The organism is Kutzneria chonburiensis, assembly GCF_028622115.1.
Taxonomy (GTDB): Bacteria; Actinomycetota; Actinomycetes; order Mycobacteriales; family Pseudonocardiaceae; genus Kutzneria; species Kutzneria chonburiensis.
Genome location: NZ_CP097263.1, coordinates 2,251,410 through 2,264,353 on the forward strand (window position 1 = coordinate 2,251,410; position 12,944 = coordinate 2,264,353).

Annotated in this window: 14 protein-coding genes and 1 pseudogene; 8 read left to right on the top strand and 7 right to left on the bottom strand. The window is 69.7% G+C overall.

Annotated features, from left to right (window positions below; all coding sequences use genetic code 11):
- Positions 1–14 precede the first annotated feature (14 nt).
- Positions 15–824, top strand: coding sequence for a universal stress protein (locus M3Q35_RS10375; protein ID WP_273941462.1), 810 nt, complete (start codon positions 15–17; stop codon positions 822–824).
- A gap of 84 nt (positions 825–908) precedes the next feature.
- Positions 909–3,290, top strand: coding sequence for an excinuclease ABC subunit UvrA (locus tag M3Q35_RS10380; protein ID WP_273941463.1), 2,382 nt, complete (start codon positions 909–911; stop codon positions 3,288–3,290).
- Here M3Q35_RS10380 and M3Q35_RS10385 read toward each other — a convergent pair.
- Positions 3,287–4,099 carry an amidohydrolase family protein gene (locus M3Q35_RS10385; protein WP_273941464.1) on the bottom strand — a complete coding sequence of 271 codons (813 nt, stop codon included), beginning with the start codon at positions 4,097–4,099 and terminating at the stop codon, positions 3,287–3,289. The two genes, M3Q35_RS10380 and M3Q35_RS10385, sit on opposite strands and share 4 nt — an antisense overlap.
- 60 nt (positions 4,100–4,159) lie before the next feature.
- Here M3Q35_RS10385 and M3Q35_RS10390 point away from each other — a divergent pair, with 60 nt between their 5' ends.
- The 3 genes from M3Q35_RS10390 to M3Q35_RS10400 are packed head-to-tail and all read left to right on the top strand — an operon-like array spanning position 4,160 to position 7,049.
- A complete protein-coding gene (locus tag M3Q35_RS10390; protein ID WP_273941465.1) occupies positions 4,160–4,804 on the top strand; it encodes an HAD family hydrolase in 645 nt (214 codons plus the stop codon).
- 41 nt (positions 4,805–4,845) lie between these two features.
- Positions 4,846–5,826, top strand: coding sequence for a phosphotransferase family protein (locus tag M3Q35_RS10395; protein ID WP_273944302.1), 981 nt, complete (start codon positions 4,846–4,848; stop codon positions 5,824–5,826).
- A complete protein-coding gene (locus tag M3Q35_RS10400) occupies positions 5,826–7,049 on the top strand; it encodes an acyl-CoA dehydrogenase family protein (protein ID WP_273941466.1) in 1,224 nt (407 codons plus the stop codon). The genes M3Q35_RS10395 and M3Q35_RS10400 overlap by 1 nt, the downstream gene beginning before the upstream one ends.
- A gap of 61 nt (positions 7,050–7,110) precedes the next feature.
- Here the strand turns inward: M3Q35_RS10400 and M3Q35_RS10405 are convergent, their stop codons facing one another.
- The 3 genes and pseudogenes from M3Q35_RS10405 to M3Q35_RS48820 form a co-directional block, all read right to left on the bottom strand.
- Positions 7,111–7,578 carry a hypothetical protein gene (locus tag M3Q35_RS10405; protein WP_273941467.1) on the bottom strand — a complete coding sequence of 156 codons (468 nt, stop codon included), beginning with the start codon at positions 7,576–7,578 and terminating at the stop codon, positions 7,111–7,113.
- On the bottom strand, positions 7,542–8,981 hold the full coding sequence (locus M3Q35_RS10410; RefSeq protein WP_273941468.1) for an FAD-dependent monooxygenase: 1,440 nt from the start codon (positions 8,979–8,981) through the stop codon (positions 7,542–7,544). The genes M3Q35_RS10405 and M3Q35_RS10410 overlap by 37 nt, the downstream gene beginning before the upstream one ends.
- Positions 8,982–9,027: 46 nt before the next feature.
- A pseudogene (locus tag M3Q35_RS48820) lies at positions 9,028–9,579 on the bottom strand (TetR/AcrR family transcriptional regulator); the annotation flags it as partial.
- A 149-nt stretch (positions 9,580–9,728) separates the two neighbouring features.
- On the opposite strand from M3Q35_RS48820, the gene M3Q35_RS10415 reads away from it, so the two are divergent.
- The 3 genes from M3Q35_RS10415 (at position 9,729) to M3Q35_RS10425 (ending at position 11,536) form a co-directional block, all read left to right on the top strand.
- Positions 9,729–10,019 carry a hypothetical protein gene (locus M3Q35_RS10415; protein ID WP_273941469.1) on the top strand — a complete coding sequence of 97 codons (291 nt, stop codon included), beginning with the start codon at positions 9,729–9,731 and terminating at the stop codon, positions 10,017–10,019.
- A gap of 132 nt (positions 10,020–10,151) precedes the next feature.
- Positions 10,152–10,691 (top strand): DUF4865 family protein, encoded by a 540-nt coding sequence (locus M3Q35_RS10420; RefSeq protein WP_273941470.1) that lies wholly within the window; start codon positions 10,152–10,154, stop codon positions 10,689–10,691.
- A complete protein-coding gene (locus M3Q35_RS10425; protein ID WP_273941471.1) occupies positions 10,688–11,536 on the top strand; it encodes a phosphotriesterase family protein in 849 nt (282 codons plus the stop codon). Before M3Q35_RS10420 ends, M3Q35_RS10425 begins: the two co-directional genes overlap by 4 nt.
- On the opposite strand, the gene M3Q35_RS10430 is transcribed toward M3Q35_RS10425, so the two are convergent.
- The 3 genes from M3Q35_RS10430 to M3Q35_RS10440 all read right to left on the bottom strand — a co-directional run bounded on the left by M3Q35_RS10430 (position 11,533) and on the right by M3Q35_RS10440 (position 12,872).
- Positions 11,533–12,069 carry an AAA family ATPase gene (locus tag M3Q35_RS10430; RefSeq protein ID WP_273941472.1) on the bottom strand — a complete coding sequence of 179 codons (537 nt, stop codon included), beginning with the start codon at positions 12,067–12,069 and terminating at the stop codon, positions 11,533–11,535. The genes M3Q35_RS10425 and M3Q35_RS10430 overlap by 4 nt on opposite strands.
- Positions 12,070–12,150: 81 nt before the next feature.
- Positions 12,151–12,297 (bottom strand): hypothetical protein, encoded by a 147-nt coding sequence (locus M3Q35_RS10435; protein ID WP_273941473.1) that lies wholly within the window; start codon positions 12,295–12,297, stop codon positions 12,151–12,153.
- An 11-nt stretch (positions 12,298–12,308) separates the two neighbouring features.
- Positions 12,309–12,872, bottom strand: a complete 564-nt coding sequence (locus M3Q35_RS10440; protein ID WP_273941474.1) for a hypothetical protein — start codon at positions 12,870–12,872, stop codon at positions 12,309–12,311.
- Positions 12,873–12,944: the final 72 nt, after the last annotated feature.

Below are 12,944 nucleotides of genomic sequence, written 5' to 3' on the forward strand. Positions count from 1 at the left end.
CCAGGAGGGTTCGCATGGCGAGAGTGCTGCCGAGCGCGACGACGACTCGTCCTCATCACGTCACCCCGGAAGGGTTCGGGCCGAGCGTCGTGGTCGGCGCCGACGGATCCCCGTGGGGGTCCGCCGCACTGGCCTGGGCGGCCAGGTATGCCTGGCTGCGTGGGGAAAGCCTGACCGTCTACGCCGATTCCACTCTTCCGGGTGAACCTTCGGCGGCAGACCAATTGGCGACCATGCAGCCGCTGCCGGTCAGCATCGTGGAGAGCTCCTCGGATCCGCTGCGCACCCTGGTGCCGGCCAGCGAGCACGCCGAGCTGGCGGTGCTGGGCTGCCGCGGCCGGCAGCACGTGACCATCGGGCTGGGCCGCTGGGTCCTGCCCGTGGTGGCCGCCGCGCACTGCGACACCGTCGTGGTGCGCGGCCTGGACGCCGCCGTGCACGGCATGCACTCGGTCATCACAGCCCTGGTCGGCGGCGGCGCCGAGGACCGGCCGGTGCTGCGCCGGGCCGCCGAGCTGGCCGAGACCTACCACGCCAAGCTGCACGTCGCCCACGCCTGGCCGACCCCGTCCAGCCGCACCGCCAGCCCGTCCGGCGACGTCCACGGCGAGGTGCTCGACCACGCCAAGGACTACCTGGCCACGGTGAACCGGCAGCTGTCGGCCAACTTCGAGGCCGTCCGCGCCCAGCCGTACGAGCTGGTGTCCAGCCGCACCCACACCGACCTGATCGTCGTCGGCTCCGGCGGCCCCGGCCGGCTCGGCGGCGTCACCCGGGACGCGCTGCACCACGCGCTGTGCCCGGTCCTGGTCGTCCGGAACTGAAAACCTCGAGTCACATCTCCCTGGCTCCATCCGTCAGGTAGACAGTGGGCAGTTGCCCGCGTCGACCGGACCGATGGAGAGACGATGAGCAAGGCCAGCACCCCGAGAAAGCCGGGACACGTCGCCGACAGCCACGACCTGATCCGGGTGCTGGGCGCGCGCGAGAACAACCTGCGCGACATCAGCGTGGAGATCCCCAAGCGGCGGCTGACCGTGTTCACCGGCGTGTCCGGCTCGGGCAAGAGCTCGCTGGTGTTCGCCACCATCGCCGCCGAGTCGCAGCGGATGATCAACGAGACCTACAGCGCGTTCGTGCAGGGCTTCATGACCGCCCAGGCCCGCCCGGACGTGGACGTGCTGGACGGGCTGACCACCGTGATCACCGTCGACCAGCAGCGCCTCGGCTCCGATCCGCGGTCCACCGTCGGCACGGCCACCGACGCCAACGCCATGCTGCGCATCCTGTTCAGCCGGCTGGGCCAGCCGCACATCGGCTCCCCGCAGGCCTACTCCTTCAACGTCGCCTCGGTCAGCGGCGCCGGCGCGGTCACCCTGGAGAAGGGCGGCCGGCAGGTCAAGGAGAAGCGGACCTTCAGCATCACCGGCGGCATGTGCCCGCGCTGCGAGGGCCGCGGCTCGGTCACCGACATCGACCTGACCCAGCTCTATGACGACAGCAAGTCCCTGGCCGAGGGTGCGCTGACCATTCCCGGCTACACCTCGGGCGGCTGGAACTACCGGCTCTACGCCTCCTCCGGCTTCGTCGACGCCGACAAGCCCATCCGCAAGTACACGAAGCGCGAGCTCAACGACTTCCTGTACAGGGAACCGACGCGGATGAAGATCGAGGGCATCAACATGACCTACGAGGGACTGGTCCCTCGGATCCAGAAGTCCTACCTGTCCAAGGACAAGGAGGGCATGCAGCCGCACATCCGGGCATTCGTCGACCGTGCGGTCACGTTCACCGTCTGCCCCGACTGCGGCGGCACCCGGCTGGCTGAAGGCGCGCGCTCGTCCAAGATCAAGAAGATCAGCATCGCCGACGCCTGCGCCATGCAGATCAGCGACCTGGCCGAGTGGGTGCGCGGGCTCAAGGAGCCGTCGGCCGCGCCACTGCTGGAAAAGCTCGCCCACACGCTCGACTCGTTCGTGGAGATCGGCCTCGGCTACCTCGCGCTGGACCGGCCGGCCGCCACGCTGTCCGGCGGCGAGGCCCAGCGGGTCAAGATGATCCGCCACCTCGGGTCGTCGCTCACCGATGTCACCTACGTCTTCGACGAGCCGACGATCGGCCTGCACCCGCACGACATCCAGCGGATGAACGAACTGCTGCTCCGGTTGCGGGACAAGGGCAACACCGTGCTTGTCGTGGAGCACAAGCCCAACACCATCGCCATCGCCGACCACGTGGTCGACCTCGGCCCCGGCGCCGGCTCGGCCGGCGGCGAGGTCTGCTTCGAAGGCACGGTCGCCGGCCTGCGTAAGAGCGGCACCGTCACGGGCCGGCACTTCGACGACCGGGCGTCGCTCAAGAAGACCGTCCGCACGTCGACCGGCGCGTTGGAGATCCGCGGCGCGACCGCGCACAACCTGCGCAAGGTCGACGTGGACATCCCGCTCGGCGTGCTCACCGTCATCACCGGCGTGGCCGGCTCCGGCAAGAGCTCGCTCGTGCACGGGTCCATGCCGACCGACCTCGGTGTGGTGTCGGTGGACCAGACGCCGATCCGCGGCTCGCGGCGCAGCAACCCCGCCACCTACACCGGTCTGCTGGAGCCGATCCGCAAGGCGTTCGCCAAGGCCAACAACGTGAAGCCGGCCCTGTTCAGCGCCAACTCCGAAGGCGCCTGCCCCAACTGCAACGGCGTCGGCCTGATCTACACCGACCTGGGCGTGATGGCCACCGTGTCGACCACGTGCGAGGTCTGCGAGGGCAAGCGGTTCGACGCGTCGGTGCTGAAGTACAAGCTGGGCGGCAAGGACATCAGCGAGGTGCTGACCATGCCGGTCACCGAGGCCCTCGACTTCTTCGCCACCGGCGAGGCCCAGCTCCCGGCCGCGCACGCCATCCTCGAGCGGCTGGCCGACGTCGGCCTGGGGTACGTCAGCCTGGGCCAGGCGCTGACCACCCTGTCCGGCGGCGAGCAGCAGCGGCTCAAGCTGGCCACCCACATGGGCGACAAGGGCGGCGTGTACGTCCTCGACGAGCCGACCACCGGCCTGCACCTGGCCGATGTCGAGCAGCTGCTTGGCCTGCTGGACCGGCTGGTCGACAGCGGCAAGTCGGTCATCGTCGTCGAGCACCACCAGGCCGTGATGGCCCACGCCGACTGGATCATCGACCTCGGCCCGGGCGCCGGCCACGACGGCGGCCAGATCGTCTTCGAGGGCACGCCGGCCGAGCTGGTCAAGGCCAGGTCGACGCTGACCGGCGAGCACCTGGCCGCGTACGTGGGGCGTTAGAGGCGGAAGACGCGGCGCGCGTTGCCGGCCAGGAACAGCTCGCGCGCCTCGTCGTCCAGCCCCAGCTCGTCGAGGTGCCCGAGTGCCTTGGCCGGTGTGATCATCGGGTAGTTGGAGCCGAAGAGGACCTTGCGCCGGCCGCGGCCACGCACGTAATCCACCAGTTCCGCCGGATACCGCTGGGCGGTGTAGGCGCTGGTGTCGATATAGACGTTGGCGTGCTTGTCGGCCACCGCGATCATCTCGGTCGTCCACGGATAGCCGATGTGCCCGCACACGATGGTCAGCTCCGGGAAGTCCAGCGCGACCTGGTCGATGTACGGAATGGGGCGGCCGGTCTCCGACGGGCGCAGCGGGCCGGTGTGCCCGACCTGCGTGCAGAACGGAATGCCGAGTTCGACGCAGGCCGCGTAGAGCGGGTAGTAGAGCCGGTCGGTCGGCGGCAGCTGCCACAGCCACGGCACCAGTCGTAGCGCCACGAAGCCGAGTTCGTTGACCGCCCGGCGCAGCTCCCGCACCGCGTGCATCGGCCTGGTGATGTCGGCGCCGGCCACGCCACGCAGGCGTCCGTCCGACTGCGCGACGAATTCGGCGACTTCGTCGTTGCTGATCAGGACTTCGTTCGGGCCGTACCAGGCGCAGGCCAGGCCGATCTCCACGTCGGCCTCGGCCAGGGCGGCGACGGTGGCCGACACCGGCGGGGCCTGCTCGGCCAGCTCGAGGCCGGTCCAGCGGCGTAGGGATTCGAGCATCTCGTGGTTGAGGTGACGCAGCGTCGGATGCTGCATCCACGCGTCGATGACCACCATGATCGTGGACTGTACGCGCGTCGTGTTGTCCACATACCGACTGGTCGGTACTATCGCGGCGTGCCGACACGTGACCAGGTGGACGCCGTCGTCTTCGACTACGGCGGCGTGCTCACCACGCCTTTGAGCGCCACAACCGGCAGCTGGCTGCGGGCCGACGGGATCGACCCGGACGGCTTCGCCACCCTGATGCGGGACTGGCTGGGCCGCGACGCCGAGCCGGACAACCCGATCCACCTGCTGGAGACCGGCGAGCTGCCGGTGCCGGAGTTCGAGCGGCGGTTCGCCGCCCGGCTGGTCAGCACGACCGGGTCGCCGATCGAGCCCGAAGGGGTGCTCGGTCGGCTGTTCGCGGCCATGAAACCCAGCGACGAGATGACGCAGCTGGTCCGCGACCTGCGCAACCACGGCCTGCGCATCGGCCTGCTGTCCAACAGCTGGGGCAACGACTACCCGCACGAGATGCTGGCCGAGCTGTGCGACGTGGTGGTGATCAGCGGCGAGGTCGGCCTGCGCAAGCCGGACGAGCCCATCTACCGGCTGCTGCTCGAACGGCTGGACCTGCCGGCCGAGCGGGTGGTCTTCGTGGACGACTTCACGGCCAACGTGCGGGCCGCCGAGAAGCTCGGCCTGCACGGCATTCGACACCTCGATCCCGTCAGCACCCGTGCGGCGCTGGCCGAACTGCTGGGGGAGGACCTGTGAGCGCGCTGCCCGGCCTGGACATCGACGCCCTGGCCAAGCACATGGACGCCGCGGGCGTGCTGGCCGGCCCGCTCACCGCGGAGCTGATCCCGGGCGGCCGGTCCAACCTGACCTACCGGGTCGACGACGGCGTGCACCAGTGGGTGCTGCGTCGGCCGCCGCTGGGCCACGTGCTGGCCACCGCGCACGACATGGGCCGTGAGTTCCGGGTCATCTCCGCCTTGGCCCCGACCAAGGTCCCGGTGCCCAAGACCGAGCTGTTCTGCGACGACACGGCCGTCATCGGCGCGCCGTTCTACCTGATGGAACGGGTCGCCGGCACGCCGATGCGGTCCCGCGCCGACACCGCCGGCCTGTCGGTCGAGCAGGCGGGCAGGGTCGCCGACGAGCTGATCGACGTGCTGGCCGAGCTGCACGAGGTCGACCCGCGGCAGGTCGGGCTGGGCGACTTCGGCCGTCCCGAGGGCTTCATGACCCGACAGGTCGCCCGCTGGCGCAAGCAGCTCGACGCCTCGCGCAGCCGGGACCTCCCTGGTATCGAGGAGCTGCACGCCCGGCTGGCCGCGACCGTGCCGGCGGCGCAGCGGACCACGATCGTGCACGGCGACTACCGCCTGGACAACGCGCTCGTGACGACCGAGCCGCTGGGCATCAGCGCCGTGCTCGACTGGGAAATGTCCACCCTCGGCGACCCGCTGTCCGACCTGGGCCTGTTCGTCGTCTACTGGCAGGGCGTCGGCCAGGACGACGACCCGATCACCAACGGCGTCAGCGCCACGCCCGGCTTCCCCGCCATCGACACCCTGGTCGAGCGCTACACGCGTCGCACAGCCATCGACGTCTCCGGCCTCGGCTGGTACGTCGCCTTCGCCTACTTCAAGCTCGCGGTGATCTTGGAGGGCATCCACTACCGGTTCGTGCAGGGCGGCACGGTCGGCGCCGGGTTCGAGCGGATCGGCGCCCTGGTCGGCCCGCTCGTCGAGCACGGCGCCGCCGCGGCCGCCGCAGTCAAGGAGGACTGATGGAGTTCGAGTACGACCAGCGGACCCAGGAGCTGATCGGTCAGCTGACCGACTTCATGGAGTCCCACGTGTATCCGGCCGAGGCCGCGCACAAGCAGTGGGTGCTGGACAACCCGACCTCGTGGGACGCGCCGCCGGTCATCGAGGAGCTCAAGGCCGAGGCGCGCAAGCGCGGTTTGTGGAACCTGTTCCTGCCGGACAAGGAGCACGGCGCCGGCCTAACCAACCTCCAGTACGCGCCGCTGGCCGAGATCACCGGCCGCAGCCCGTCGCTGGCCCCGGAGGCGACCAACTGCGCCGCACCGGACACCGGCAACATGGAGGTGCTGGCCCAGTTCGGCACCGCGGCCCAGCAGGAGCAGTGGCTGCGGCCGCTGCTGACCGGCGAGATCCGCTCGGCGTTCTGCATGACCGAGCCGGACGTGGCCTCCTCCGACGCGACCAACATCGCCACCCGCATCGAGCGTGACGGCGACGAGTACGTGATCAACGGCCGCAAGTGGTTCGCCTCCGGCGCGATGAGCCCGCGGGCCAAGATCTTCATCGTGATGGGTCAGACCGACCCGGACAACCCCGACCGGCACCGCCGGCAGAGCCAGGTGCTGGTGCCCCGCGACACGCCCGGCGTGAACGTCAAGCGCGGCATGCACGTCTTCGGCTTCAGCGACGGCGCGCACGGCGGGCACGCGGAGATCGAGTTCACCGACGTGCGCGTGCCGGTCGCGAACGTGATCGCCGGCGAGGGCGAGGGCTTCGCCATCGCGCAGGCCCGGCTGGGCCCCGGCCGTATCCACCACTGCATGCGGCTGATCGGTATGGCCGAGCGGGCCGTGCAGGCGATGTGCGAGCGCACGGTGAGCCGGGTGGCGTTCGGCAAGCCGATCGCCGACCAGGGTGTGGTGCAGGAGTGGATCGCCGAGGCGCGGGTGGCCATCGAGCAGGCCCGGCTGCTGGTGCTCAAGACCGCGTGGCTGATGGACACCGTCGGCAACCGGGGCGCGCACACCGAGATCCAGTCGATCAAGATCGCCACGCCTGCGGCGGTGGAGAAGATCATCGACCGGGCCATCCAGTCGCACGGCGGCGGCGGCGTGAGCCAGGACTTCATCCTGACCACGCTGTGGGCGTCGGCCCGCATGCTGCGGCTGGCCGACGGGCCGGACGAGGTGCACAAGATGTCCCTGGCCCGGCGGGAACTGCGGCCGTACCGGCCGACGCGCTGATCCGTTGCGCTGGTGATGTGACGGCCGCTCACCCCGTGCGGGGTGAGCGGCCGTCGCGCGGTTACAGCTTGCCCAGGACGGCGTCGGTCAGGCGGTAGGCCGTGGCCTTGCCGTTGGTGGCGGTCGCGCAGCCGCTGGTCTTGATCGTCACGTCGATCGGGTCGCCGCCGGGGTAGGCGAAGATCACCATGTCCTGGCCGCCGTGGTCCAGCGGGCACATCGTGCCGCGCGGCGGTGGCGTGGTGTCAGCGGCGTTCAGCGCCTCCTGCAACGCCTTGACGTCTTTGACCTGCACCGATTTCGCCAGGTGCCGCTGGACGGCTTCGTACTGGCAGACCACCGCCGCCGTCGGCATGCCCGGCACCATCGGCCCGTCCGGCGCCGCGGCCAGGTGCTGCGGCAGCGTGTCCGCGCAGACCGGCGGGTGCGCGGCCGGCTGGGTCTGCGGCTGGGGCGGTGCGGCGCAGGCGGCGGCCGCGATCAGCACACCGGTCAGCAGTAACGGCGTCGAACGCGTGAGTGCGACCATGCCGTGGAGACGGAGTCACCCTCGTCCGGGGTTGCATCCGGCACGAAGTGGTCCAGCCACGGCTGGACATTTGTGCCGATTGCCGCGATATAGCCGTCGGGACGGACGAGGACGTCGGTGCCGGGCTCGACGTCGTAGCCCTCATAGCGGCCGTTGATGGTCAACCAGGTCAGGTGCGGGCCGCGGAACAGGTCGAACAGCCTGGTGCCGTCGGGGCGGACGCCGTCCGGCGCGCGGTCGCCGGCCTGGAGCTGGCCTGGGCGTTGTTGACCGGCCAGCGGGCCGCCGCGATAGGTGATGTCCAGCTGGTGGATCGCCGGCGCGGGGCCGGTCGTCGGCCGGAAGTTGCGGGCGTGCATGGCGGTGGACAGGCCGAGCACCTGCGCCGCCACCGGCATCCGTTCGGCTTCGTAGCTGTCCAGCAGCTCGTCCGGCGCACCTTGTATTACGGCGGCCAGCTTCCAGCCGAGGTTGTAGGCGTCTTGCACGCTGGTGTTCAGGCCCTGACCGCTGGCCGAGGAGTGCACGTGCGCGGCGTCGCCGGCCAGGAACACGCGACCGACGCGGAAGCGGTCCACCATGCGCACGTTGATGCGGTACACCGAGATCCAGCGCAGGTCGTGCAGACGGATGTCCGTGCGGCCGGTGCGTTCCTCGAGCAGCTCCTGCACGTCTTGGAGCGTCGGTTGTTCGGCTTGTGGCACCGAGGCGACCAGTTGGTAGTAGTCGCTGCCCGGCAGGTTCCACACCGAGAACCGCTTGGTCACGTCACCGGCGTGCGTGATCATGTGGCAGGCGATGCCGTTGAGGCCGTCTACTTTGACGTCGCCGACCAGGGTCTGCTCCGTCTCGTAGGTCTCGCCTTCGAAGCCGACGTTCATCAGCTTCCGCACCGCGCTGCGGCCGCCGTCCGTGCCGATGAGGTAATCCCCGGTGATCACCTCCTCGATACCGTTGCGGCGCACCGTGATCCGCACTTCGTCGTCCTGTTCGACGCCGACGACCTCCGTGCCGAATTCGACCTTGCCGCCCAGCGCTTCGAAGCGGTCGCGCAGGATCTCGTCCGTGCGCCACTGCGGGATCAGCCAGGGGAGTGGGTAGGGGATGTCGGGGGACGGCTTGGGCTCGTCGATGCCCAGCATCTCGTGGAGTTCCCGCTCCCAGACGATGTCGTGTCCGGAGTAGAGGCGGAACCTCGGGAACGGCATCCCGCCGGCCCGGATCGCGTCCAGCACGCCCAGGTCGTCGAACACCTCCAGCGTTCGGGGCTGCAACCCCTTGCCTCTGGAGCCGAGGAACAGGCCGTCGGCCTTGTCCAGCAGCCGGCACGGAATTCCCCGGCGCGCCAGCTCGATTCCCAGCGTGAGGCCCGTCGGTCCGGCCCCCGCGATCACCACTGTCATTTCTTCTCTCCCCTTTTTCCAGCAGCACCAGCAGGACGTCGTCCACCACCCGTGCGATGAACTCTTCGTCGAAAGTCCCCGTCGCCAGCTGGCGCATGATCATCCCTTCGGCCACGTCGTGCACCAGTTCGCCGTCCGCGTCCGGCCGCAGTTCTCCTCGATCCACCGCCCTCTGCAGGCACACCAGGAACGGCGACAGCTCTTCGTTCGCCACGTGCTCCCGCAGCGCCGCCGCCAGCTCGTCGTCGTGTTTCGACGCCGCGATCAGGCCGTTGATCATCGCCAGGTAGCTCTCGCTCGCCCGCTCCTTGAGCGCCCCCATCACCGCGTACAGATCGCTCCGCAGCTCTCCCGTGTCCGGCATCGCTTCGTTCTGCCTCGCGTCGTAGGCATCCAGCGCCGCCTTCACCAGCTGCGCCTTGTTCCGCCACCGCCGGTAGATCGTCGCCTTGCTGGCCTGCGCCTTCCCCGCCACCGCGTCCATCGTCAGTCCCGCATACCCCACCTCCCCGACCAGCTCGATCACCGCCGCCAGAATCGCGTCTTCCCGCTCCTTGCCTCGCACCACGACTGAAGTGTACGAAACCGTTTCGTACACTTCAAGCCCGCGGTGATGAGGTCTGGACCATTGTTCAGGCGTTATTGATCACGGGGTGAGCACCGGCACTGAACAACGTCCGCCCGGCTACAACTGCCGTGGTCCTGCGCTGTCCGCGCAGACCAGCAAGCCAAGGAACGGAGATGTGCGTGTTCTCCATCAAGAAGACGGCGTCGGTCGCGATCGCCGCGGCCGCGATCGCCCTCACCGCCGGCGCAGCGTCCGCCGCGGCGGCCCCGCAGGCCTACGACCCGCCGAGCATCGCGGGTGGCGGCTGCCCGAACTACATCGAGCGCACCGGCAACGGCAACCTGTACGGCTACACCCTGCTCAAGGTGTGGGCGCCGAACGGCACCTTCTACGTCGGCGACTACAACGTGCGGGCCTACCTCGGCGGCGGCGCGTGGTGGAACCTCGGCACCTACGAGTACCGGTGCTGATCGGTCGGTGATGCGGTAGCGCCGTGGCCGTGCAGGCGCACGGCCACGGCGCGGACGTCACCAGCCAAGCCGGGGGCGGCGGACTCACCGAAACCGCTCCGTTCTGTACCTAGTGGTATGTACAGTGGCGGCATGCATGCGATGCAGTACGAGATCACGCTGCCGGCCGACTACGACATGGGCATCATCCGCGAGCGGGTGGCGACCAAGGGATCGCTGCTGGACGCGTGGCCGGGGCTCGGGCTGAAGGCGTACTGCGTGCGGGAGCGGGCCGACGGGTCGCCGGTGAACCAGTATTCGCCCTTCTACCTCTGGCGGACGGTCGAGGGCATGAACGCTTTCCTGTGGGGACAAGGCTTTCGTGGCCTGTGCGAGGCGTTCGGACGGCCCGTGGTGCAGCAGTGGACCGGCCTGGCGTTCCAGCGCGGGCCGGCCAGTACGGCGACGCGGGCCCGAAAGGTGACCCGGCCGATCACGCCGGAGGAGATCCCGGACGTGGTTGCTTCGACACGGGTCGAGGACGGGATGCACTCGGTGGCGCTGGCGGTCGACACCCGAGGCTGGCAGCTCGTGGAGTTCACGCTCTACGAGGACAATCCGGCCGCCGAGTACTCGGTCCGGCACCTGTCCGCGCCCGAGCTGGACCAGCTGCCGGTGGGTCGGCAGTGGTGATCCGCACGGTTCTCGGTGACGTCGACCAGCTGGGCGTCACCAACTCACACGACCACCTGTTCTTGGCCAGCCCCGTGCTGCCCGGCCAGGAGTTGACCGACGTCGAGCCGGCTTTCACTGAGCTGCAACGGTTTCGTGCCAGCGGCGGCGAGACCGTCGTGCAGTGGACACCGATGGGCATGCATCGCCGGCTCGACGCCCTACCGGACCTCTCGCGGCGCACCGGTGTCGCCATTGTCGCCGCCACCGGTCTGCACCAGGCCCAGCATTACTCGCCGGAGTGGCTGGCGGAAACGTTGCCACGCCTGGACGAGCTGTTCGTCAACGACGTCACCGAGCATCGCGCCGGCCTGATCAAGGTCGCCGGCGGCTTCCACGGCCTCGACACCCATGCCGTGCACACAATGACCGCCGCTGCCAATGCCCATCACGCGACCGGCGTGCCGATCACCGTCCACCTCGAACTCGGCACCGCCGCATTGGACGTGCTGGACCTGTTGTGCGACAAGCTGAACGTCCCTCCGCACCGGGTCGTCCTCGGCCACCTCAACCGCTTCCCCGACCCGTGGGTCCATCGGCAGGCCGCCGCAGCCGGTGCCTTCCTCGCGTTCGACGGCCCTTCGCGCGCGAATCACGCCACCGACTGGCTGACCCCGTCCACGCTCGCCGATCTCGCCGACGCCGGCTTCGCCGCGCAGCTCCTGGTCGGCGGCGACACCACGACCGCCGCCGCGCGCGGCATGCCCGGCATGTCGTACCTGCTGACCCACCTCCGTCCACGCCTCGATCCCGACCTCGCCACCCAGATCTTCGTCGCCAACCCCACGCGAGCCTTCAGTTTCTAGGCCGCCGCCCCCACGAACGCCATCCTGTCGGCGGCCGTGCGCGTCAGCACCTGGGCGCTGTGCCAGCCGACCGGCACCCGCTCAGCCAACAGCGTCTCCCGCAGCCGGGCCGACCTGCGCACGTGCCGCTCGAACGTCCGCCGACCCAGCACCCGTCCCCGCACGTGTTGCCCTTTCAGCGCCTGCTCCGGCGTCACCTCCAGCCACACCATCCGCACGCGCCGCCCCGTCACCGCTCCCAGCATCACGAGCCAGGCTCGGGTCGTCGCCCGGGTCGACGGCTCCTGCACGATCAGCGGCCCACTGCCGACCGCCGCGAACGCCACCCGAAGCCGTTGCCACACATGGACAATCGGCCGGTAGTACCGATACCGCGTGCCCGGCAGTCTTGCCGCGAACCACGTCCGTACCTGATCGGGATCGAGCACGGTGATGTCGCCGGACAGGCGGCCGAGCAGTGTGCTCTTGCCCGCCCCGGGCAGTCCGGCCACGACCAGGAGATCGCGTCGGCCCAGTTCGACGGTGATCCTCATACCCGTCCAACGGTCCGACCAGAGTAATGGTTCCTTTACCGATCGCGCCGGTAGTAGCCGTGTAAGGGCTGGTCGTCGGAGTCACGCGGCGAAATCGGCCGCGTCGGCCAGCGTTGGCACCGAGTAATGGGCCTGCTGCGCCAATCGCCGAGAGGTCGGCCGCCTCACTCGCTCGCGCAGCTGCCGCCACTCCCACGCGAACCGCTGCTCCGGCCGACCTGCGCGCATCTGCTGCCCTCCTACAGAAAGTCCCGCCAGAATGGCACGGTCGCCACCGGCTCCCAGGCCGGGTCGCTCCGGGACAGGCCGGGGCCGCCGAACTCCTGGTGGATGTAGTCGGACAGGTCCAAGCCGTAGTAGATGATGTCGGTCTGGTAGACGGACAGCACGGGATGCCCGCTGATGCCGGCCGGCAGGTAGCGGTGGCCGTAGACGGGCACCAGCGGCGGCACGGTCGCCAGGTGCCGGCGGGCGACGGCCAGGCGGTCGGGCACGGCGTCGGGCCGCGGACCCCACGCCGGATCCCACATGGCGTTGCGCTCGACGTCGAACAGCACCCCTTCGACCGGCCAGTCGAGCATGTCCCGCAGGACGGCCGGGTCGCCGTCCCGCCAGTCGGGCCAGCCGTGCAGACGGTCGTCGTCGACCGGCAGCGCGGCGGCGAGGAAAGCTCGGTGATCGGCGGCGAACGTGACGCCGTATCGGGCCTCTACCTGGGCGAACTCGGCCGCGGTCAGCCCGGGGGTCAGCCGGCAGCAATTCAGGGCGGCCAGCCGGGCCGCGGCATCCCTCAACTGGGGCATCTGGTCGCACCCTTCGCCATCTTTATCGATTCGTGCTCGTTGTGGTCGACAACCTATGCCACCTTTTGAGAG

What these genes read in the sequence shown, in the direction of transcription:
- M3Q35_RS10440 (WP_273941474.1), bottom strand. Translation starts at nt 12,872, where the DNA reads ATGCCCCAGTTGAGGGATGCCGCGGCCCGGCTGGCCGCCCTGAATTGC.
- M3Q35_RS10435 (WP_273941473.1), bottom strand. Translation starts at nt 12,297, where the DNA reads ATGCGCGCAGGTCGGCCGGAGCAGCGGTTCGCGTGGGAGTGGCGGCAG.
- M3Q35_RS10420 (WP_273941470.1), top strand. Translation starts at nt 10,152, where the DNA reads ATGCATGCGATGCAGTACGAGATCACGCTGCCGGCCGACTACGACATG.
- M3Q35_RS10400 (WP_273941466.1), top strand. Translation starts at nt 5,826, where the DNA reads ATGGAGTTCGAGTACGACCAGCGGACCCAGGAGCTGATCGGTCAGCTG.
- M3Q35_RS10385 (WP_273941464.1), bottom strand. Translation starts at nt 4,099, where the DNA reads ATGGTGGTCATCGACGCGTGGATGCAGCATCCGACGCTGCGTCACCTC.
- M3Q35_RS10405 (WP_273941467.1), bottom strand. Translation starts at nt 7,578, where the DNA reads ATGGTCGCACTCACGCGTTCGACGCCGTTACTGCTGACCGGTGTGCTG.
- M3Q35_RS10410 (WP_273941468.1), bottom strand. Translation starts at nt 8,981, where the DNA reads ATGACAGTGGTGATCGCGGGGGCCGGACCGACGGGCCTCACGCTGGGA.
- M3Q35_RS10380 (WP_273941463.1), top strand. Translation starts at nt 909, where the DNA reads ATGAGCAAGGCCAGCACCCCGAGAAAGCCGGGACACGTCGCCGACAGC.
- M3Q35_RS10375 (WP_273941462.1), top strand. Translation starts at nt 15, where the DNA reads ATGGCGAGAGTGCTGCCGAGCGCGACGACGACTCGTCCTCATCACGTC.
- M3Q35_RS10395 (WP_273944302.1), top strand. Translation starts at nt 4,846, where the DNA reads ATGGACGCCGCGGGCGTGCTGGCCGGCCCGCTCACCGCGGAGCTGATC.
- M3Q35_RS10430 (WP_273941472.1), bottom strand. Translation starts at nt 12,069, where the DNA reads ATGAGGATCACCGTCGAACTGGGCCGACGCGATCTCCTGGTCGTGGCC.